Annotated in this window: 19 protein-coding genes; 14 read left to right on the forward strand and 5 right to left on the reverse strand. The window is 34.4% G+C overall.

Translation table 11 applies throughout. The annotated features are described in order from the left end of the window. Nucleotides 1-84: 84 nt before the first annotated feature. Together QLQ96_RS19795 and QLQ96_RS19800 are read right to left on the reverse strand one after the other, a co-directional pair. Nucleotides 85-633 (reverse strand): type 1 glutamine amidotransferase domain-containing protein, encoded by a 549-nt coding sequence (locus tag QLQ96_RS19795; protein WP_482492757.1) that lies wholly within the window; start codon nt 631-633, stop codon nt 85-87. Nucleotides 634-1031: 398 nt separating this feature from the next. Continuing rightward, nucleotides 1032-1469 (reverse strand): cupin domain-containing protein, encoded by a 438-nt coding sequence (locus QLQ96_RS19800; RefSeq protein WP_482492759.1) that lies wholly within the window; start codon nt 1467-1469, stop codon nt 1032-1034. Nucleotides 1470-1596: 127 nt separating this feature from the next. On the opposite strand from QLQ96_RS19800, the gene QLQ96_RS19805 reads away from it, so the two are divergent. The 7 genes from QLQ96_RS19805 to QLQ96_RS19835 all read left to right on the forward strand — a co-directional run bounded on the left by QLQ96_RS19805 (nt 1597) and on the right by QLQ96_RS19835 (nt 10243). Continuing rightward, nucleotides 1597-1824, forward strand: a complete 228-nt coding sequence (locus QLQ96_RS19805) for a DUF2683 family protein (protein ID WP_482492761.1) — start codon at nt 1597-1599, stop codon at nt 1822-1824. Beyond that, complete coding sequence (locus tag QLQ96_RS19810) at nt 1814-2113, forward strand: type II toxin-antitoxin system RelE/ParE family toxin (RefSeq protein WP_482492763.1); 300 nt, start codon at nt 1814-1816, stop codon at nt 2111-2113. Before QLQ96_RS19805 ends, QLQ96_RS19810 begins: the two co-directional genes overlap by 11 nt. A gap of 323 nt (nt 2114-2436) precedes the next feature. Beyond that, complete coding sequence (locus tag QLQ96_RS19815; protein ID WP_482492765.1) at nt 2437-3030, forward strand: TetR/AcrR family transcriptional regulator; 594 nt, start codon at nt 2437-2439, stop codon at nt 3028-3030. A gap of 245 nt (nt 3031-3275) precedes the next feature. Further along, on the forward strand, nt 3276-4493 hold the full coding sequence (locus QLQ96_RS19820) for an efflux RND transporter periplasmic adaptor subunit (RefSeq protein WP_482492767.1): 1218 nt from the start codon (nt 3276-3278) through the stop codon (nt 4491-4493). A 12-nt stretch (nt 4494-4505) separates the two neighbouring features. Beyond that, nucleotides 4506-7670 carry an efflux RND transporter permease subunit gene (locus tag QLQ96_RS19825; protein ID WP_482492768.1) on the forward strand — a complete coding sequence of 1055 codons (3165 nt, stop codon included), beginning with the start codon at nt 4506-4508 and terminating at the stop codon, nt 7668-7670. Nucleotides 7671-7937: 267 nt separating this feature from the next. After that, the gene (locus QLQ96_RS19830; RefSeq protein WP_482492770.1) at nt 7938-9356 is read left to right on the forward strand and encodes a TolC family protein; all 1419 of its coding nucleotides are present in this window, start codon (nt 7938-7940) and stop codon (nt 9354-9356) included. A gap of 428 nt (nt 9357-9784) precedes the next feature. Then, complete coding sequence (locus QLQ96_RS19835) at nt 9785-10243, forward strand: hypothetical protein (protein ID WP_482492772.1); 459 nt, start codon at nt 9785-9787, stop codon at nt 10241-10243. A gap of 208 nt (nt 10244-10451) precedes the next feature. Here the strand turns inward: QLQ96_RS19835 and QLQ96_RS19840 are convergent, their stop codons facing one another. Together QLQ96_RS19840 and QLQ96_RS19845 are read right to left on the reverse strand one after the other, a co-directional pair. Then, entirely contained in the window at nt 10452-12017 is a 1566-nt protein-coding gene (locus QLQ96_RS19840) for a tail fiber domain-containing protein (RefSeq protein WP_482492773.1), read from the reverse strand. Nucleotides 12018-12270: 253 nt separating this feature from the next. Continuing rightward, nucleotides 12271-12468 (reverse strand): hypothetical protein, encoded by a 198-nt coding sequence (locus QLQ96_RS19845; protein WP_482492775.1) that lies wholly within the window; start codon nt 12466-12468, stop codon nt 12271-12273. A gap of 106 nt (nt 12469-12574) precedes the next feature. Between QLQ96_RS19845 and QLQ96_RS19850 the strand changes: the two genes are divergently transcribed. The 6 genes from QLQ96_RS19850 (at nt 12575) to QLQ96_RS19875 (ending at nt 17194) form a co-directional block, all read left to right on the forward strand. Further along, the gene (locus QLQ96_RS19850) at nt 12575-13264 is read left to right on the forward strand and encodes a S24 family peptidase (RefSeq protein WP_482492777.1); all 690 of its coding nucleotides are present in this window, start codon (nt 12575-12577) and stop codon (nt 13262-13264) included. Nucleotides 13265-13426: 162 nt separating this feature from the next. Further along, nucleotides 13427-14032, forward strand: coding sequence for a Crp/Fnr family transcriptional regulator (locus QLQ96_RS19855; RefSeq protein WP_482492782.1), 606 nt, complete (start codon nt 13427-13429; stop codon nt 14030-14032). Between the two features lie 72 nt (nt 14033-14104). Then, nucleotides 14105-14833, forward strand: coding sequence for a GNAT family N-acetyltransferase (locus tag QLQ96_RS19860; protein WP_482492783.1), 729 nt, complete (start codon nt 14105-14107; stop codon nt 14831-14833). 967 nt (nt 14834-15800) lie between these two features. Then, nucleotides 15801-16181 carry a DoxX family protein gene (locus QLQ96_RS19865; RefSeq protein WP_482492784.1) on the forward strand — a complete coding sequence of 127 codons (381 nt, stop codon included), beginning with the start codon at nt 15801-15803 and terminating at the stop codon, nt 16179-16181. Nucleotides 16182-16194: 13 nt separating this feature from the next. Continuing rightward, entirely contained in the window at nt 16195-16404 is a 210-nt protein-coding gene (locus QLQ96_RS19870) for a hypothetical protein (protein WP_482492785.1), read from the forward strand. A gap of 322 nt (nt 16405-16726) precedes the next feature. Next, a complete protein-coding gene (locus QLQ96_RS19875) occupies nt 16727-17194 on the forward strand; it encodes a DUF1440 domain-containing protein (protein ID WP_482492786.1) in 468 nt (155 codons plus the stop codon). 145 nt (nt 17195-17339) lie between these two features. Here QLQ96_RS19875 and QLQ96_RS19880 read toward each other — a convergent pair whose 3' ends face one another. Further along, nucleotides 17340-17501, reverse strand: a complete 162-nt coding sequence (locus tag QLQ96_RS19880; RefSeq protein ID WP_482492787.1) for a DUF1328 family protein — start codon at nt 17499-17501, stop codon at nt 17340-17342. A 415-nt stretch (nt 17502-17916) separates the two neighbouring features. Between QLQ96_RS19880 and QLQ96_RS19885 the strand changes: the two genes are divergently transcribed. Beyond that, nucleotides 17917-20187: a glycosyltransferase gene (locus QLQ96_RS19885; RefSeq protein WP_482492788.1), complete on the forward strand. Its 2271-nt coding sequence runs from the start codon at nt 17917-17919 to the stop codon at nt 20185-20187. Nucleotides 20188-20399 lie beyond the last annotated feature (212 nt).

The following is a 20399-nucleotide window of genomic DNA, read 5'->3' on the forward strand; positions in this document are numbered from 1 at the left end:
AACTACATTATAAATTCCACCAAAAAAAATGCAAGACCAAAATTGATCTTGCATTTTAATTTGAATATAAAACAAAGACAGTTTTTAAACCCTCTGACGCTCGTGTATTCCTTCTTTAATTTCTTCTACCATTTTTTTATTAAAAGCAGGTAAATCATTAGGATTTCGGCTGGTTACTAATCCGTTGTCTACGACAACTTCTGAATCTTCCCATTGTGCTCCAGCATTTTTCAAATCGTTTTTAACAGAGAAGAACGAAGTTACTTTTCGACCTTCTAAAACATCTGCATCTACCAGAATTTGTGGTCCGTGACAAATAGCGGCTACTGGTTTTTTACTTTCAAAAAACGAACGTACAAATTTTACTGCAGCCTCTTCTCTTCTTAATAAATCAGGATTTATAACTCCTCCTGGAAGAACCAAAGCATCGTAATCGGCTTCATTTGCTTGATCCAATACGACATCAACATTATATTCGGTGCTCCAATTTCCGTCTTTCCAAGATTTGATCGTTCCAGATTTCAAACTGACGATATCTGCGTTCCAACCTTGCTCTTCTAGATAGGCTTTAGGCGATGCTAATTCTGATTCTTCAAAACCGTTTGTTGCTAATATGGCGATATTCTTTTTCATAATTTCTAATATTTAAAACGTGATTAATTTTGATTTATCTAAAATTAGTTATTTCAAATAGCCAGCGAAAACAGATGATGTTAAACCTTTCTTTAATAAAAGTTAATTAATTGAATTACAAGTTTTTATTAAAAATTAAACAAAAATTATATAAGATTGAAGTCGCTAGGATTTGCTATTTTATAGCCTGAAGCTGACCTTTTCGCCTTTGCTCCTTTGTGAGATTTACAATAGAAAAACAATTGCCTCCATCTTTAGATGGAGGTTAAATCAAAAATATAAATGGCTTTAGCCTAAATTGCATTTGGCTAAAGCCTTCCTTTACAAGCTATTTAATTCCTCCAGCTAAAGCAGGAGGCAATTCAAATAATTGGAATCTTTAAAACTCCTATAATAGTCTATCTCAAATCCTTCTTAATAACCAAATATTTCAAATTGGTATTTCCGGCATTGCTTATTCCGTGCTCGGCATTTGGCGGGCAGTATAAACTTGTATTTGGACCGACAACAACCGTTTTTCCATCTAAGAAAAAAGAAGCCGAACCTTCTAGAATATAAAAGAATTCTTCTTCAGGATGATGGTGTGGCGCGTGTGTCGATTTTCGTGGTTCGACAATACTCATTTTTAAGGTATTTTCCTGAGTAAAGGTTTTATCGGCAAACCAATATTGATAGCCTACTTTGGTTTTCGTGGCTTTGTCTAATTCAAAATGATTGACACAATTTTCGATTGAGTATTGTGGTGCTGCGGTTTCTTTTTTGATTTCCTGAGCAAAAGTTATTTGTTGGAAAAGTAAAAGAGCAAATGTGGTTTTAATGGTAGTTAGCGTGTTCATTTTTTTATTGTAATGTTACGAAAAATTGACGTTCATAGATAATTCAAAAAAATAAAATGTAATCATTAACATGGAAATTAGACTTTTGTCTTAACTTTGTTTACCAACTTTAGTAAACTTTAAAATCATGCAAGCAATTAATATCACAGCGTATACAGAAGATGCTTCTCAAATTGAGGCTGTAAAAGCTTTTATGAAAGCACTAAAGATAAAATTTGAAATTGCAAATGTAAAACCTTACGAATTGTCCGAAGAACAGCAACACATTTTAAATGAACAAATAACTTCAGACAAAAAACTTTACTCTGATGCCGAATCCATTTATACTGATTTAAAGAAAAAGTATGAATTATAAGGTTATTGTTTCTCCAATTGCATTAAAAAATATTGAAGAAGCCGTTGAATATTATATAATAAAAGCTAGTAAGAAAGTTGCCTTAGACTTTCTTAATGATTATAAAAAAATCTATAAAGCTTTACAGTTAAATCCACTTCATCAATTTCACGATAATAATTATCGTTATCTTCCTTTTAAAAAATTTCCTTACATCGCATTTTTCATTGTTGATGAAGTAACAAAAACTGTTTTTCTAAATGCTGTTTTTCATACCTCACAAAATCCTGAAAAATATCCTGCGAAATAACGGTCATCAGAATAATAACTAACTGAAAAAAATTATAAAAAATATACTTTCTCGCCTAGCCCCGATCGAAATGGTATCCTTTTATGGTGGGGTTCACCATAAAAGATATAATGTAGAGCGGGACAAATGTTCTTGAAAAACGAAAATTTGCTGCTCCTGAAAAATATTTCAGGAATTAAAAACTTAGTAAATTCAATACTTTGCAAGCGTTTTTAAAATTGCTTATTGTACGATAAGAAAATATTATGACAAAAACATTTTATAATTCGAAAAACCGCCATACATTTGCCTAACAGTGTTAAACGATTTAATACTCGAATAAAATGGCTAGCAAAGATCGAATTTTAAGACAAAAAGAAGAGACAAGGAATAATATTCTTGGCGCTGCTTATGATATCGTAAAAGATGAAGGCTGGAATGGTTTGAGTATGCGTAAAATTGCCGACAGAATCGAATATACTGCTCCTATTATTTATGAATATTTCTCGAATAAAGAAGCAATTTTAGAAGAACTGACTGGCAAAGGTTTTATCAAACTGACTAAAGAGTTGCAAACTGCAATAGATAAGTTTGAAAAACCAGAAGATCAATTGGAAGCCATGTGGATGACTTACTGGGACTTCGCTTTTACTAATACTGAAATGTATCAGCTAATGTTTGGTGTTCAAATGACGTGCTGTGCGCAACGATGTTCGGCTCAAGAGGGACCTTACAAATTATTCACTCAGGTAATTGCTGAAGTAATGAAAAGCAGCAACCCGAGTCAGGATATTATAAAACAAAAGTACTTCACTTTCTTTTCTGTTATACATGGTTTAATCGCCATCAATATCATTAACAAAAGTGACATTTTAGAAACAATTAATGCCCAAATTTTGAAAGATGCCATTGGTGGTATCATCAAATCAATACAATAAAAAAATTTTCAATTTTACTTAACAGTGTAAAATGATTTAAACGGGATAATGTAAAATCCTTTTTTTATAACTTTCGCTTAACACTGTTAGAAAATTTAATCGAGGTAATAAAACTCTTTTTTTAGACTTTTACTTAACGACGTTAGATAATTTAATACTGATTTTAAATAAGATTGGAATGGCTTGCTGTATTGAAATTTGTGCACTTTTACTTAACAACGTTAGATAATTTAATTCAATTAAATATGAATCCCGAGAATACCAGAATACCAGAATTTTTTACCCGAGAAAATGTTCAACCAATTAAAACCACAATGAAAATGAAAAATGTAATTATAACCAGTTTTATTCTGGCATTAGTTTTAAGCAGCTGTGCCGATAAAAATCAGGCTCCTTCTGCTCCACCTCCGCCAGTTTTACCAGTTTTGGCGATAACTAGTGCAAACACAATCACAGACTCTGAATATCCTGCTTCTATACAAGGAACTGTTGATGTTGAAATACGCCCACAAGTGAGCGGAAACCTTGACAGAATTTTTGTAGACGAAGGCGCTTACGTAAATAAAGGGCAAACGTTATTCAAGATTAATGAGCGTCCGTTCCGCGAGCAGTTAAACAATGCTTTAGCAAGTCTTCACGCTGCTGAAGCGGCTTTAATCAACGCTAACTTAGAAGTTGATAAATTGACTCCGTTAGTTCAAAACAAAGTAGTTTCTGACTATCAGTTGAAAACGGCTAAAGCTTCTCAAAAAATTGCTGCTGCCAATATCGAGCAAGCAAAAGCAATGGTTGGTTCTGCTAAAATCAATTTAGGATATACAAATGTTACTGCGCCAGTAAGCGGATACATTGGAAGACTGCCTAAAAAACAAGGAAGTTTAGTTTCTGCTTCTGATGTTGAGGCTTTAACAACTCTATCTGATGTTCACGAAGTTTTTGCTTATTTCTCTTTGGGTGAAACAGATTTCATCCACTTTAAAGAGCAATACGCTGGAAGTTCATTAGGCGATAAAATCAAAAAATTGCCTCCTGTTACTTTGATTTTGGCTGATAACAGCGCTTATCCAAAAACAGGAAAAATCGATATGGTTGACGGTCAGTTTGATAAAACTACTGGAGCAATCACGATTAGAGCTACTTTCCCTAATGCAAACGGAATTTTACGTTCTGGAAACACAGGAAGAATTCGTTTAGGATTAAACCACGACGATGCAATTTTGGTTCCGCAAGCGGCTACTGTTGAAATGCAAGATAAAGTATTTGTTTTCACAGTTGGAAAAGACAACAAAGTAACCAAAATGCCAATCACTGTTGTAGGTAAAAGCGGTACAAATTATTTAATTAAAGACGGCGTAAAATCTGGTGATCAAATCGTTTTAAGCGGTATTGACAAACTTCAGGACGGACAAGCTATTCAACCTGAAAAAACAACTAAAGTTGCCGAAGTAACTAACAAAAAATAATCAAAAGAAATAATGTTCAAAATATTTATACAAAGGCCGGTACTGGCAACTGTAATCTCCATTTTGTTGGTGATCTTAGGTGTACTTGGTTTAACGAAACTGCCTTTACAACAGTTTCCTGATATTGCGCCTCCATCGGTTTTGGTAACGGCGGTATATCCTGGAGCTAACGCAGAAACGGTTTTACGTTCTGTTGCACCTTCTCTAGAAGAGTCTATAAATGGTGTAGAAAACATGACTTACATGAGTTCTACGGCGAGTAACGATGGTAGTTTGGCGATTACTGTTTTCTTTAAATTAGGAACAGATGCCGATCAAGCTGCAGTAAACGTACAGAATAGAGTTGCCCAAGCAACGAGTCAATTGCCTGCCGAAGTTGTACAACAAGGTATTATCACGGCGAAACAGCAAAACAGTTTCATCATGGCGATTGGTATGTACACAGATGATGAGGCAAAATACGATCAGACTTTTGTTGCCAATTATGCTCAAATTAATATTATTCCAGAGCTTAAACGTATTCCCGGAGTTGGTTCTGCTAGTATTTTTGGTGGTGTAAAAGATTACTCAATGCGTGTTTGGTTGAATCCGACACAAATGTCAACTTATAAAGTAACGCCAAATGAAGTGATGGCAGCAATTCAGGACAAAAGTTTGGAAGCTGCGCCAGGTAAATTTGGTGAAAGAAGTAAAGAAGTTTTTGAATATGTAATTAAATACAAAGGAAAACTTACCAAACCAGAAGATTATCAAAATATTGCCATTCGTTCTAATCCTGATGGTTCTGTCCTTCGTTTAAAAGATGTCGCAAGAGTTGAATTAGGAGCTTATTCTTACAACAGTTTAACTCGTCTGAATGGTAAAAAAGGAATTGTAATTGGAGTTATTCAGTTGGCTGGATCGAACTCAAATGATATTCAGATTGCGATTAATAAAATGATGGAAAAGGCTTCTAAAGATTTTCCAAAAGGCATTAAACACAATATTTTCTATAGTACAAAAGTATCTTTAGACCAATCTATCGAACAGGTTGAACACACTTTACTGGAAGCTTTTATTTTAGTTTTCATCGTTGTATTTATCTTCCTGCAAGATTTCAGATCAACATTAATCCCGGCTATTGCTGTACCTGTAGCAATTTTAGGAACGTTCTTCTTCATGCAGTTATTCGGATTTTCGATCAACCTTCTAACGCTTTTCGCATTAATTCTGGCGATTGGTATTGTGGTCGATGACGCGATTGTGGTCGTCGAAGCCGTGCATGCGAAAATGGAACACAAACGTTTGTCTCCAAAAATCGCAACCCATGAAGCAATGCACGAAATAACGGGTGCTATTATCTCGATTACGCTGGTAATGGCTGCTGTATTCCTGCCGGTTGGTTTTATGGAAGGCTCAACAGGAGTTTTCTATCGTCAGTTTGCCTTTACGATGGCAATTGCAATTGTAATTTCGGCTGTTAATGCCTTGACATTGAGTCCAGCTCTTGCAGCTTTGTTCTTAAAAGACAATCACGGAACTCACGGTCACGATGCGCCTCATGAGAAAAAAGGATTTAAAGAGAAATTCTTTAGTGCTTTCAACAGCAGTTTTGAATCGCTTACGAATCGTTATGTTGGCGGACTTAAATTCTTAATCCGTAAAAAATGGTTTAGTTTAGGAGGTTTGGCATTAATTACATTGGCAACAGTTGTATTAGTAAAAACAACTCCAGCTGGATTTATTCCAACAGAAGATCAAGGATTTATTGCAATTGCGGTTAACACGCCATCTGGAACTTCGCTTGACGGAACTCAAAAAGTAATGACCGAAGCTGAAAATACATTAAGAGGTTTAGATGCTTCACGATTTGTAACAGCAATTTCTGGTTTCAACTTATTGACGAATTCTACAAGTCCATCTTCTGCGGTTGTTTTCGTATTGCTTAAACCAAACGAAGATCGTGGTAATATTAAAAATATTGACGAAATCATGAATCAGGTTCGTGGTAAACTGGGTGAGATTTCTGGTGGAAGTTTCTTCGTATTCAGTTTCCCAACTGTTCCAGGATTTAGTAACGTTGAGGCGTTGGATTTAGTTCTTCAAGATAAAACTGGAGGAAAATTGGATAAGTTCAGTGGTATTTCTCAAAATTTCATTGGCGAATTAATGAAACGTCCAGAAATCGCAGTTGCCTTTACAAGTTTCAAAGCCGATTATCCTCAATTACAATTGGATATCAACGACGAAAAAGCGAATCAATTAGGTGTAAATGTAAAAGACATTTTACAAACCATGCAAGCTTATTTTGGTAGCGCGCAGGCATCAGATTTCAACCGATTTGGTAAATATTACCGTGTGGTTGTTCAAGCTGATATTGCCGACAGAGCCGATCCAACAGCTATTGATCGTGTATTCGTAAAAAATAAAACAGGCGAAATGGTTCCGATAAATACTTTAGTGAAACTAACTCGTATTTATGGTTCTGAAACCGCTTCTAGATATAATTTGTTTAACTCAATTTCTATTAATGCAATTCCGAAACCTGGATTTAGTTCTGGAGATGCCATTAAAGCAATTGAAGAAGTTGCCAAACAACAATTGCCTGCAGGTTACGGGTTTGAATTCTCGGGCCAAACGCGCGAAGAGATTTCTTCTGGAGGGCAATCGGCTACAATTTTCTTACTGTGTTTGATATTCATTTATTTCTTACTTGCTGCACAGTATGAGAGTTATATCCTTCCTCTAGCGGTTATTTTATCAATTCCTGCAGGTATTTTTGGAGTATTTGTGGCAATCGGTTTAACAGGAATCGAAAACAACATTTATGTACAAGTTGCCCTTGTCATGCTGATCGGACTGCTCGCCAAAAATGCCATTTTGATTGTGGAGTTTGCGGTTCAAAAAAGAAAATCAGGTATGGCGTTAGTTAGAGCTTCTATAGATGCTGCAAAATTACGTCTACGACCAATCATCATGACGTCTCTTGCCTTTATTGTTGGTTTAGTGCCAATGATGAGCGCCAAAGGACCATCGGCTCAAGGAAATCACTCAATTAGTATTGGAGCTGCGGGCGGAATGATTTCGGGAGTAATTTTAGGATTATTCATTATTCCGGTTTTATTCATCGTCTTCCAATATTTACAAGAAAAAGTTACAGGAAAACCTGTCGCAGTTATTCACAACGAAGAAAAATAAAAATGGAAAACTATATAACGACAATCCTAGTTGCCATCCTATTTGGCATCGGATATATATCATACAGAATCTCGAAAGATCTTGAAACCAAAAAAGATATTTGTACAGAGATATAATCTGCTGGTGAGATTTAAAAAATAAATTTTAACACATTAGAGACATAGAATTAGTGAAACGCCTCTTTTAAAGTTTACAAAAACTATGTTTCTATGTGTTTAAAAAAATTATACCCAAAGCCAAAGGGTACAGAAATCTAATAAAAAGACAATGAAAAATTATATAACCAAAATCGTGACCTTCGCCATTCTGATCACGACCATAATATCCTGTAAAGTATCAAAGGATATTGAAACTCCTAAAGATGCACTTCCTGAGAATTTCAGGAATGCATCGGTTTCGAGTGATACAACAAGTATTGCCGATATTGAGTGGAAAAATTTCTTTACAGAAAAAGATATTGTTACGTTAATCGACAGCGCGGTTGCTAGAAATAACGATCTTCTTATTGCGCAGAAAAACATCGAAATCGCACAATACAGATTTACACAATCTAAATGGGGAAATGTTCCTCAGGTTAATTTAGTTGTAAATGCCAGCACAAGCAATCCTTCTGATAATAGTTTTACCGGAATGAACTTGGGGCAAGCATTAGGACAAAAACATATTGACGATTATTCTGCTGGAGCTTCGCTTTCTTGGGAAGCTGATATTTGGGGAAAGATTAGAAACCAAAAGAAAGGTGCTTACGCAGGATATCTTCAATCTGAAGAAGTAAAAAAAGCATTGCAGACTAATATTGTTGCCAATGTTTCAAGAGGATATTATAATCTTTTGATGTTGGATGCTCAGTTGAAAATTGCACAGCAAAACCTAAGATTAAATGACAGCACAACTACTATCATTAAGTTAAAATACGATGCTGGTCAGGTAACAACTTTAGCCATTCAACAGTCTGAAGCACAAAAATTAAACTCAGAGCAATTAATTCCGTTATTGGAACAAAACATTGCGATTCAGGAAAATGCTTTGAGTGTTTTGACAGGTTCATTCCCGAATTCAAAACAAAGAACTATTTTTTTAAATTCTATTGAAATTAAAAGCAATCCATCTATTGGAATTCCGTCTTCATTAGTAAGCAGAAGACCAGATGTAAAAAGTGCTGAATTGGCGCTTAAAGTAGCAAACGCAAATGTCGGTATCACAAAAGCGGATTTATACCCAGCTCTTAGAATTACGGCTCAAGGCGGTTTGAACTCTTTCGAAACGAGCAGCTGGTTTAACATTCCGGCTTCTCTATTCGGAACTGTTGCGGGAGGTTTAACGCAACCTATTCTGAACAATAAAAGAGTGAGAACGCAATATAATATCGCTGTCGCGGAAAGAGAAAAAGCGGTTCTAAGTTTTAGACAATCGGTTTTAGTAGCTGTAAGCGAGGTTTCGGATGCTTTGGTAAAAGTGGAGAAATTACAGCAGCAGGAAACGTTCTTAAAAGAAAAAGTAAAAACATTACAGCAGGCAATCAAAAATTCAAACTTGTTATTCAAAAACGGATTAGCAGAATATCTTGAAGTTTTAACTGCTCAAGCGAATCTTTTACAAAGCGAATTAGAATTAGCAGATCTTAAAAGACAACAACTAACAGCCAATACAGATTTGTACCGCGCTCTTGGCGGAGGCTGGAAATAATACCCGTTACCCGTTAATTATTTATTTTTTGAGATGAAAACGCTATGGAACCTTTTGGTTTCATGGCGTTTTTTGTTTTTTTAATTTGCCACGAAGGCACTAAGGCATGAAGATTTTTTCTCGCAGAAATCCTGTTTTTTTTTGTTTCTCGCAGATCTAACAGATTAAGCAGATTTTTTTATCTCATTTAATGTCCTCCTGAGCGAAGTCGAAGGACGCGCACAGTGAGACACACTATATAGATTAAGCATAGTCCTTCTACCTAAGCTTCGGGACGGCTCAGGGAGGGTAAATCTTTGCGAATTACTTGTGAAGATTTATCTTTCGTCGAAAAACAAACTTCGACTTATTTTCTTACTTTTGACAAAGAAAATCTCACGTTTCCCAAACATTTATGCCACAATAATTAATTAAACAAATTTAAACTAATGAAGAAAATAGCATGTATCGCGATTTTAGCTTTACTATTTACAAATTGCAAGCCAAAGAATTCAGAGGAAGAATCAGCTAAAACTCCTGCTGATACTGTTACCGCAGTTAAAGAAGAAATAAAAGAAGAGAATCCAGAAACAGATGGAGATTGCAAGGATATTGAAGTAGAAATGGGTTCTGGAAGAGAATGTATTCTAAAAGATACAGATATAAATGAGGTTTATCAAAATATCATTAAAAATAAAGAAGTAGATGAATCTGAATATTATTTAACTACGCTTCCAACTGAAAAAAAATCTGTTGAAGTAAATAAAGAAGGATTAATGTCTATTGATTATGAAATTTCTAAAGACAAAGTTGCTATTTCAATGAACTATGCAGGCGGTGTAACCGAAGTAACGATTGAAAAAATAGATAATACAGTTAAAAGAAGCATTTATCATTATGCTGATTAATGCCTATAATTAATGTTTTTTGAAACCGCTAAAAGCTTTGAGTTTTTTAGCGGTTTTTTATTTGCTAAATGAAGGCATAAAGATTTTTTGTTTCCCGCAGATTTCACAGATCAAGCAGATTTATTCTCATTTTATGTCCTCTCGATGACAAGATTGCGCAAAAAAAACTGTTCTTTATAGAACAGCTTTTTTAGATATTTCATAAATATTATTTCCACTTTAGTTTTTCTATTTCTTTTTTCATGATATTAATTTGCGATTGTTGGGCTTCAATTTCTGCTTGTTGATCTTGGATACCTTTAACCAATACTGGTATCAGTTTTGCATAGTCTACAGCCCATGGATTGGTTTGAGCATCATCTCCTCCAACTTTTACTGCACTTGGAATAACTTTATAAAGGTCTTGTGCCATTACACCAGTATTAACCGTTTTCTCCGCATCTGTTTTATAGTTATAGTCAAAAATGCCAATTTTCATTACATCAGAAAGACCATAGTGAGTGTTTACAATATTTTCTTTCAAACGTTTGTCACTTACCGCAATAACCGCAGTACCTCCACCATTATACGCTATTCCACCAACGCTATTGCCAGCAACTCTAAAATCAAGAAAATATGCTCCCCATCCTTGAGTAGTTATCCCTGCTGGCTTAGAAAGCAATAAGTTTTGAAGTGTACTTTGAATACCCACTTGTCCTCCAGATATATAAGTTCCATTTTCAGTTGCTGTACCAATCACAACATTAGGAGAAACAGGATTGCCTGAAGCACTTACACCAATATCGCCTTTAACTTGTAATTTATTGCCTATTGTATAAGTCCCAATACCAACATTTCCTTTGCCTGCATACACATCAGCAGGTTTAGCGGACATTTCTGTAGCAAAAATTAGCCCACCTATACTCATTTGATTGGAACCATTCACATTAGGTACATTTGCATAATTTCCAATCATTATATTGTCATCGCCGCTCTTTTGTTTTGTGCCAGCTTCTGCTCCTACGGCTGTATTTCCATATCCTTTTACCGCATTTAGCGTCCTATACCCTAATGCAGTATTTCCAGTTCCTGAAATTACGGTGCCTAATGCTGCAAATCCCAATGCTGTATTAGCAACCCCGGTTGTCAATTCATCTATCGTAAAATTCCCCACAGCCACATTAGTCGACCCAGTGGTACAGGCGGTAAGGCTCTCGTAACCCAAAGCCATATTATTATTTCCTCCTCCTGTTTTAAGAGCATGATATCCTAATGCGGTGCTATATAATTCTGATGCACCTCCTCTTCCAACAGTTACATCATTTATCAATGCATCGGCAACTACATCTAATTGTGCCTGTGGGTTATTTTTTCCAATACCCACTTTTCCCATTTGGTAAATATTCTGAGTGTTGGCTGTTGCGCCTGCTTGAGTTGCTACATTATACCAAGGTTCGGCACCGCTTGCTCCGCTTCCTTCGGCTGCAATGCGCACCCATTTTGTACCGTCGTAGTAATACTCTCCAGGTGTTACGGCTGTTGCGCCAGATCCTGCGGTAGCGAGATTGTAGACTTTCATGCCAGACAGAACGGTTCCTATAAGTGGCGCTACATTATCGGTCGCGACCAAAGAAACTCTTGGCAAGAGTAAGCCTTTGTTGTTTTGACTATTGGCACCATTCAAATCTAATTGTGCATTTCTTTGAGGATTATTTGTTGGCATTCCAACTTGTGCATTTGCACTTACAGCTCCAAGAGCTAACAACAAAACCGTTGTTCTTAACATTTTAATCATTGTTTCATTCTTTTAAATCATTGTTTACCCTCTAACTTCTAAATTAGTTTCGCAAATTCTCTATGTATAAAAACACGCTCTTTTGTTAAAAAGAATGTTGCCATATCAAATTTGCGAAACAGGTTTGTTTTAACTCCACTCAAAAACGAAAATCAATTTTTGCATAAATTATACTCCTATCTAAACTTTTACAAAATCCATTTGAGATCTTACTTAATCTCAAACAATAGAAAAACATTCGGAAGAAAAAACATTATTTACTAAAATTCGCGAAGCTGTTTATTGCTTTTATGGCTTCGTTTTCTAATTTTTTATATTCATTTTTAATTTGGTCAGGCATAATTCCTACCCTATCTCCTCTTATAGATTTTCGCACATAATCTATCGTATAGCCATATCTCGTGGCAATTATTTCTAAAGCCTGTCTATTGAAAGTCTGTTTTTTCTTCATATTTTTACAGATTAATGTGTTTGTCTACAAATTAGGACAAAAAAATAGTTTTTTTTCAATATTAAAAAGCAAATGTATAAATTTTTTCTTACATAAAAAATATTACATGTACTTTTTTCAATATTTTTCTTACAATATGAGTAAAACCACGACGGAACGGTTAGCCGATTTTATAAATCACAAAGGTCTCAACAACAATAAACTTACTATTAATGCAGGTTTATCGGTTGGACAAATTGGTAAAGCGATTGCGAACAATTCAGGAATCAACAGCACTTCTGTTGAAAAAATTCTACGTGCTTATCCTGAATTAAATGCCGAATGGTTATTAACTGGCGTAGGAAAAATGATTAAAGACAGCGAAGAGGATATTGAAAACGCTGAAACTAATTCAGAAATCCCGCTTATTTCTTCCGATGCGATGCTCGTTTATACCGAAAACGAAACGCACATGATAAACAGCGAGTCTTTTAAAAAATATAAAATTCCAGAATTAGAAGGTAAAGGTGTTGAATACTTACTAAAAGTTTCTGGTTCTTCGATGTATCCAAAATACAATAGCGGCGATATATTGGCGTGCAAACCACTAAAAGATTTGTCTTTTTTTCAATGGGGCAAAACCTATGTTCTCGACACTGATCAAGGCCCGATTGTAAAAAGATTATTTCCTAGTATTGACGACAAAAATGCTTTAGAATGCCGCTCTGACAACAAAGAGGAGTACCCGCCTTTTATTATTTCTAAATCATCGATTAAGGCAGTTGCAATTGTTGTGGGGGTGATTTGTCTGGAGTAAAATGAGAAACTCGACAAAGATTGAGAATTTTGTTTGCGGAGTCACTTGTAGAGATTTGCTTCGCCTATTCGCTATCGCTGGAAATGAAACTTGAACTTATTTCTTTATTTTTGAAAAAGAATAATTTGTGTCTTAGCGCCTTCGTGGCAAAACTTCAAAAAAATGACTTTCAATAAAGAACCATACCTAAAAAATCTGAAAATCACTATTGAAAGTTATTATCCCATTTCTGAAAAATCATGGGAAATGATTGAAAATATCACGAGTTTTCAAACACTTAAAAAAGGAGAAACCCTATTGCAGAATGGAGAAATTGCTAAAAATCTTCATTTTATTGCAAAAGGAGTTTTAAGGGCTTTTATAACAGATGAACAAGGAAATTTCTATAACAAAAACCTTTTTCTTGAAAATTATCTTGCAGGATCTAAAGTTTCACTGATGCTTCAAACACCTTCCAATTTTACTATTGAAGCTTTGGAAGATTCTATTGTAATCAATATCAATTATAAAAAATACATTGAACTGATTAACGAAAATGATGATCTTAAAAACTTTTATATCGCTCATTTAGAAAAACATTGGATTATCGAAAAAGAAGAAAGAGAAGTCGCACTCGTTATGCAGAATGCAACAGAAAGATATGTCGCACTTTTGAAAAAACATCCTGATATGGCAGATCGTGTTCCTTTATTGCATATTGCATCACATTTAGGCATTACGCCAACGCAGTTAAGCCGAATTAGAAAAAGTCTAGAAAAAGAGTTGTAAATCGACATATGTAAAGGTTTTTCAAGAAAGCTAATTCTATCTTTGTTTAGATTTAAATTCGATATCCAAAAAATGAAAAATACAGACCTCATAAAAGACAATATTGACAATCTTACAGCACTTTGGAAAACTGTTGCCACTCCTCTCCTTTCTTACCATAAAAATGATCCGTTTCAATTCAGTCAGATAAAAAATTCAGGCTGGCCCAACCGATTGTGGTTTCGAGAAGATATAACAGAAGAAAATCTGCCGCAGATTCTAGAAATTATTGATCAAAATCCAGGTTTGATAATTCCGTATTGGGATATTTTTGGAAGCAATTCAAAAGAAATTTTCGAGAAAAACGAATTCAAAATACGAATTCAACTCATGGCGATGGTTTTAAAATTGGGAGAAAAATTTCCAATTGAAAACATTCTAACTTTTAAAAGAGTTTTAAATGAAGAAGATGCTGAAACATGGTCAGATATTTATCCGTTATCTTTTAGTTACATAATCAGTAAAGAAACGCTGATTCATAATTATGAAAATGTGAAGTTTTATTTGGTTCATTTAAATGAAAAACCAATCGGAACGCTTACTCTTTTTCAAACCGGAAAAATTATGGGAATTCATGGTGTCGGTGTAATTCCAGAAATGCGTAAAAAAGGTTATGCCGAAGAAATCATGAAGTTTGCCATCAACGAAGCCATTGATGCTGGCACTGAATTCGCTCATTTACAAGCCTCGCCTTCAGGAAAAGGCATTTATACAAGATTAGGTTTTGAGGATTTATTTCTTATTACGAATTATTTTTTGTGATAAATTCTAATTATCCGCATTTTATGTCCTCCTGAGCGAAGTCGAAGGATCGCATGCTGAATCTATAAAGCATGTCCTCACTTTGCGCGTCCTTCGACTTCGCTCAGGAGGACAAACTGTTGCGGTTTATCTTGCGAAAAATATTCTCTCGCAGATTTTGCAGATTGTACAGATTTTTTTAATCTCATTTTATGTCCTCCTGAGCAAAGTCGAAGGATCTCATGCTAAATCTATAAAGAATGTCCTCACTTTGCGCGTCCTTCGACTTCGCTCAGGAGGACAAACAGTTGCGGTTTATCTTGCGAAAAATATTCTCTCGCAGATTATACAGATTGTACAGATTTTTTTAATCTCATTTTATGTCTTCCTGAGCGGAGTCGAAGGATCGCATGCTAAATCTATAAAGAATGTCCTCACTTTGCGTGTCCTTCGACTTCGCTCAGGAGGACAAACAGTTGCGGTTTATCTTGCGGAAAATATTCTCTCGCAGATTTTGCAGATTGTACAGATTTTTTTAATCTCATTTTATGTCTTCCTGAGCGAAGTCGAAGGATCGTATGCTGAATCTATAAAGCATGTCCTCACTTTGCGGGTCCTTAGACTTCGCTCAGGAGGACAAACTGTTGCGGTTTCCTTGCAAAAAATATTCTCTCGCAGATTTCGCAGATTATACAGATTTTTTTATCTCATTTTATGTCCTCCTGAGCGAAGTCGAAGGATCGCATGCTGAATCTATAAAGAATGTCCTCACTTTGCGTGTCCTTCGACTTCGCTCAGGAGGATAAACTGTTGCATTAGAAATTTATGCTCTACAATTCATAACTCATAATTCATAACTCATAATTCATAACTCAAAACTCACATTGTCCAAAATGCCCCTAAAATAGTCGCAAATGTATATTTTTTTAAAAGGAAAACATTCTTAGATTTGTAATACATTAACTAATAACCTTTTAAACAAAACCTAATGAAGACAACAAAAATTATTTTTTGGACTACTACAATTCTTATTTTCTTATTTGAAGGCGTAATGCCAGCTTTAACTTCACAAACCGAATTGGCAAAAGAAGGAATCAGACATTTGGGTTATCCTGAATATTTTGGAAACGCATTAGTTGTGTTTAAGATTCTTGGAGTTTTAGCTTTAATTATTCCGCAAGTTCCTGGACGTATTAAAGAATGGGCTTACGCAGGATTTGCTTTCGATTTCATATTTGCTTCAATAAGCCACTTTGCAGTAGACGGAATAGATTTTCAAGGTTTTTTCCCTCTAATTGTTTTTGCCATCTTAATTGTATCGTATGTAACATATCATAGAATACGTCGTTATAAAAATATAGCGCTCTAAAAATCAAAACTTTATGATTGAAGTTTTTAAAACAAATGTTCAAGAAGAATCTCAATGCTCGATAATCATTGAGAGGCTTCTGGAGCATTATCCGAACAGCTCGATCAACTTCGATTTAGAAGATTGTGACAAAATCCTCCGTATTCATGCGCCAGCAATTTCGAATACAAAAATTATCGACATCTTAAATTCGCACGGCTACATCTGCGAAGCGCTTCCATAAAATTAACACTTACCAAATACTTGATTTATAGTATTTTAATATTTTTTATTGTATATTTGAAGAAGTACCATTTCCACTAATTCTATAAATTTAATTTCACAAATAATGTACTGAGGTTTTCATAAGCCAATCGGTAAGCATGAACTGTAGAATTTTCAATTTCTAAAATTAAAAAAATGAAGAGCTATTCAAAATACCATATTAGAAACTTACGGCAAATTGCACGATTTCACATTTTGCAATTGTACATACGCATGAGCTAAAATCGATTTACTAACATATTAAAAAACAATAGACTAGTATTTAACTCAAAATTAATTTTATGAGATCAAAAGTTAAGACCATTGTTTCATCTGGCTTAGTTGCAGGAGCATTAGATATTACTGCTGCTATTTTGATTTATGCGGGCATACTTCATAAAACAACAGCCGAAAAAATTTTACAGTCTATTGCAAGCGGCATTTTTAAAAAAGACGCATACGTAGGCGGAACAGAAATGACTCTTGCGGGTTTAGGACTTCATTTCTTAATTGCTTTTATTTTTGCCTGGTTTTATTTTAAAATTTTCCCTTACATCCCATTTTTCAAAATAAATACTTTGCTATCGGGTGTTTCGTATGGCTTTTTTATTTGGGTGATAATGAATCTTGTAGTTCTGCCAATTGTATTTCCAGTTTTACCCGAGAAGAAATTAGATTTTCCGCTTTTGCTTTCCATTCTAATTGTAATTTGCTGTGTCGGAATTCCGATTGCTTTTATAACTAGAAAATATTATGCGAAATGGTATTAGTTTGAGGCACTAAGAATCTAAGGTTCTGAGGCGCTAAGATTAATTAGATTCTAAGATACTGATTGTAAAAGCTTATAAGGTTCAATTTGATAAAGTAAAAAACCTTAGAATCTTAGTAGCTCAGTATCTTAGAACCTAAAGAAAATTAAACTTTTTTTCTTCCTGTAATTAATGAAATAATAAACAGGACTAAAAAGATGAAGAATAAAACTTTTGCGATGCTTGCGGCTCCGGCAGCAATTCCACCAAAACCGAAAATTCCAGCTATGATAGCAAGAATTATAAATATAACTGTGTAACGTAACATAATATTTGATTTTTAAGTTCTTAATACGACTATTTTACAAGCCTTTTTTTTGCTTATCACAAAGTTCTTTTATTCCTACAAATCTTGTTAACTCTATACGCTTAATTATTATCCCAATAAAACTAAACTAAAGCCAGAGTACACGCCACTTTCACTATTATTTGCAAGCCTTACAGAATTACCATGTTTATGCTTTTGAGTTAATTTTTAAACGGATTGCGTTAATCGTCGCTTCAGTCTCAAAGTAATTTTAGATAAAATTTTGAACTGCACGAAAAGAAATGGCTTCATTAAAAGTTTTTGCTTAAAAAATTGATAATTGATACCAATGAAAATATTATGGCGCTGCCGATGATACGATTGCGGTGGCAATTTTGAACCTTAACGAGTTATTAACCGAATTAAAATGTGTCTCATGAAAACAATATCAAATAAATCAAAAATCGTTTTTTTATCTACTTTTCCGCCTACGCAATGCGGCATAGCAACCTATACTCAAGATACCATCAAAGGAATCACAGATGTTTATGGTAAATCTATCAAATGCGAAATATGTGAACTTGTTGACAAACCCAAAGACCAACCAACACAAGCATTTACCTTAAACACAAAAAACCGAGAAGAGTATGCCAAAGTCGCTGAGGAAATTAATCAGGATGAAACAGTGAAACTCGTTCATATTCAACATGAATTTGGTTTGTTTTCAGGAAATTATGGAGACCATCTTTTAGATTTTCTAAATGTTATTAAAGCACCAGTTACGTATACTTTTCACAGCGTAATTCCGAATCCGAATGACGAATTGAGAACATTCGTAAAGCTATTGTTGAGCTACAGCAATTCGGTTTTTGTAATGACGAATAAATCTAAAGAAATACTAATTAACGACTACGAAATCAATGAAGAAATAATTACTTGCGTACCACACGGAACTCATATCGTAATATATGAAACTCCAGAACAGGCAAAAGAAAAATTAAACATTCAAGACAGATTAGTTTTATCTACTTTCGGACTTTTGGGCGAAGGTAAAAATATAGAAACAGGTTTGCAGGCTTTACCAAAAATTGTAGAAAAAGCGCCAAATGCTTTATACCTAATTATTGGCAAAACGCATCCAAATTTAATTAAAGATGGAGTTGATGCTTACAGAGACAAATTGGAAGGTTTGGTTAAAGAACTAAATCTTGAAGATAATGTTCGCTTTATCAATCAATATCTAGATACAGACGAGCTTTTAGAATATTTGAAAGCCACAGATATTTATATGTTTACATCAAAAGATCCTAATCAGGCAGTTAGCGGCACTTTTGCGTATGCGATGAGTTGCGCTTGTCCGATTGTGGCTTCAAAGATTCCGCATACAAAAGAAGTTTTGACAGCAGATTCTGGAATTTTGTGTGATATCGGAAATTCAGATCAATTTGCAGCAGCGGCAATTAAACTGATTGAAAATGAAAATTTAAGACACGAAATGGGAATCAGTTCATTTACCAAAATGAGAGCTTCTTCATGGGAAAATGTCGGAATCACGCAAATGAATGCTTATAAAAAATTATTTGCAAATCCGGCAGAAATTAAATTCAGCTATCCTGACATTCAATTAAAACATATCAAAAAACTGACTACAGAATTAGGTATTGTTCAATTTAGCAAAATTTCAATTCCAGATTTAGATTCAGGTTATACTTTAGACGATAATGCTAGAGCTTTAGTTGCATTTTGCATGCATTACAAATTAACTCAAGACAAAGAAGATTTAGCTTATATTTTAATATATCTGGATTTCATTCAGCGTTGTCAACAGCCAAAAGGTGACTTTATTAATTATGTAGATCAAGAAAACCGAGAACATGTAGAACAAAACGCCGAAGTTAATCTAGAAGATTCAAACGCAAGAGCATTATGGGCTTTAGGAACAGTAGTTTCTATTTCTGATATTCTTCCTGAAGCGATTACAAAAAAAGCGACAAAATGTTTATTGAATTCATTAAAATGGGCAGAAACTATTCAATCGCCACGTTCGATTGGTTTTGCAACTAAAGGATTATATCTGTACCATTCAACTGTTCCGAATTTGTATGTTGCGGCAATCATTAATAAATTGAATGCTAAACTTTTGGCAAACTACGAAGATACAGCCACAGAAGATTGGCAATGGTTTGAAAATTATCTAACGTACGGAAATGGAATTCTACCAGAATCTATGCTTTACGCTTATTTAATTACAAATAAACCTATATATAAAAAAGTGGCGTTAGACTCTTTAGATTTCTTAATTTCTAAAACTTTTGTCAAAGGAAATTTCAAAGCCATTTCTAACAGAAGCTGGTACCACAAAGGTTCAGAGCCACAAGAATTTGGAGAACAGCCAATTGATGTAACATACACAATTATGACTTTAAATGCATTTTATAATGAATTTAAAACTCCACAATATAAAAAGAAAATGAAAGCTGCATTTAACTGGTTTTTAGGTAAAAATCATTTAGGGCAGATTATGTATAATCCAGTAAGCGGAGGCGGTTACGATGGACTTGAAAAACATAATGTAAACTTAAATCAAGGTGCAGAATCTACCGTTTGCTTCTTGACCGCAAGATTACTAATGGAAAAATTAGCCCAATCACAATCTCGTGTTATTCCGTTAATAAAATCCCGAAGCGGAATCGCTATAAACTCTTAAATAATTGAAGCTAACCAAAATACTTCACTTTTAAACCCAGAAAATCCCTTTTGCATAAAAGGGATTTTTTGTTTTTAGAAACATCCAAACGTCCTTTCTGTTTTTTTATTGTGTAATAGCGATGAAAATTATATAAACTTCAAAAAAAGTTGTGTAAGATTTTTTATTCATAAAAAAAGTAATTTTCATATAGAAAAATAGTGGTTTTTATA

The organism is Flavobacterium sp. B167r (assembly GCF_056824315.1).

What these genes read in the sequence shown, in the direction of transcription:
- QLQ96_RS19820 (WP_482492767.1), top strand. Translation starts at nt 3,276, where the DNA reads ATGAATCCCGAGAATACCAGAATACCAGAATTTTTTACCCGAGAAAAT.
- QLQ96_RS19840 (WP_482492773.1), bottom strand. Translation starts at nt 12,017, where the DNA reads ATGATTAAAATGTTAAGAACAACGGTTTTGTTGTTAGCTCTTGGAGCT.
- QLQ96_RS19845 (WP_482492775.1), bottom strand. Translation starts at nt 12,468, where the DNA reads ATGAAGAAAAAACAGACTTTCAATAGACAGGCTTTAGAAATAATTGCC.
- QLQ96_RS19865 (WP_482492784.1), top strand. Translation starts at nt 15,801, where the DNA reads ATGAAGACAACAAAAATTATTTTTTGGACTACTACAATTCTTATTTTC.
- QLQ96_RS19805 (WP_482492761.1), top strand. Translation starts at nt 1,597, where the DNA reads ATGCAAGCAATTAATATCACAGCGTATACAGAAGATGCTTCTCAAATT.
- QLQ96_RS19860 (WP_482492783.1), top strand. Translation starts at nt 14,105, where the DNA reads ATGAAAAATACAGACCTCATAAAAGACAATATTGACAATCTTACAGCA.
- QLQ96_RS19815 (WP_482492765.1), top strand. Translation starts at nt 2,437, where the DNA reads ATGGCTAGCAAAGATCGAATTTTAAGACAAAAAGAAGAGACAAGGAAT.
- QLQ96_RS19795 (WP_482492757.1), bottom strand. Translation starts at nt 633, where the DNA reads ATGAAAAAGAATATCGCCATATTAGCAACAAACGGTTTTGAAGAATCA.
- QLQ96_RS19810 (WP_482492763.1), top strand. Translation starts at nt 1,814, where the DNA reads ATGAATTATAAGGTTATTGTTTCTCCAATTGCATTAAAAAATATTGAA.
- QLQ96_RS19830 (WP_482492770.1), top strand. Translation starts at nt 7,938, where the DNA reads ATGAAAAATTATATAACCAAAATCGTGACCTTCGCCATTCTGATCACG.
- QLQ96_RS19870 (WP_482492785.1), top strand. Translation starts at nt 16,195, where the DNA reads ATGATTGAAGTTTTTAAAACAAATGTTCAAGAAGAATCTCAATGCTCG.
- QLQ96_RS19850 (WP_482492777.1), top strand. Translation starts at nt 12,575, where the DNA reads ATGTACTTTTTTCAATATTTTTCTTACAATATGAGTAAAACCACGACG.
- QLQ96_RS19885 (WP_482492788.1), top strand. Translation starts at nt 17,917, where the DNA reads ATGAAAACAATATCAAATAAATCAAAAATCGTTTTTTTATCTACTTTT.
- QLQ96_RS19800 (WP_482492759.1), bottom strand. Translation starts at nt 1,469, where the DNA reads ATGAACACGCTAACTACCATTAAAACCACATTTGCTCTTTTACTTTTC.
- QLQ96_RS19855 (WP_482492782.1), top strand. Translation starts at nt 13,427, where the DNA reads ATGACTTTCAATAAAGAACCATACCTAAAAAATCTGAAAATCACTATT.
- QLQ96_RS19825 (WP_482492768.1), top strand. Translation starts at nt 4,506, where the DNA reads ATGTTCAAAATATTTATACAAAGGCCGGTACTGGCAACTGTAATCTCC.
- QLQ96_RS19835 (WP_482492772.1), top strand. Translation starts at nt 9,785, where the DNA reads ATGAAGAAAATAGCATGTATCGCGATTTTAGCTTTACTATTTACAAAT.
- QLQ96_RS19880 (WP_482492787.1), bottom strand. Translation starts at nt 17,501, where the DNA reads ATGTTACGTTACACAGTTATATTTATAATTCTTGCTATCATAGCTGGA.
- QLQ96_RS19875 (WP_482492786.1), top strand. Translation starts at nt 16,727, where the DNA reads ATGAGATCAAAAGTTAAGACCATTGTTTCATCTGGCTTAGTTGCAGGA.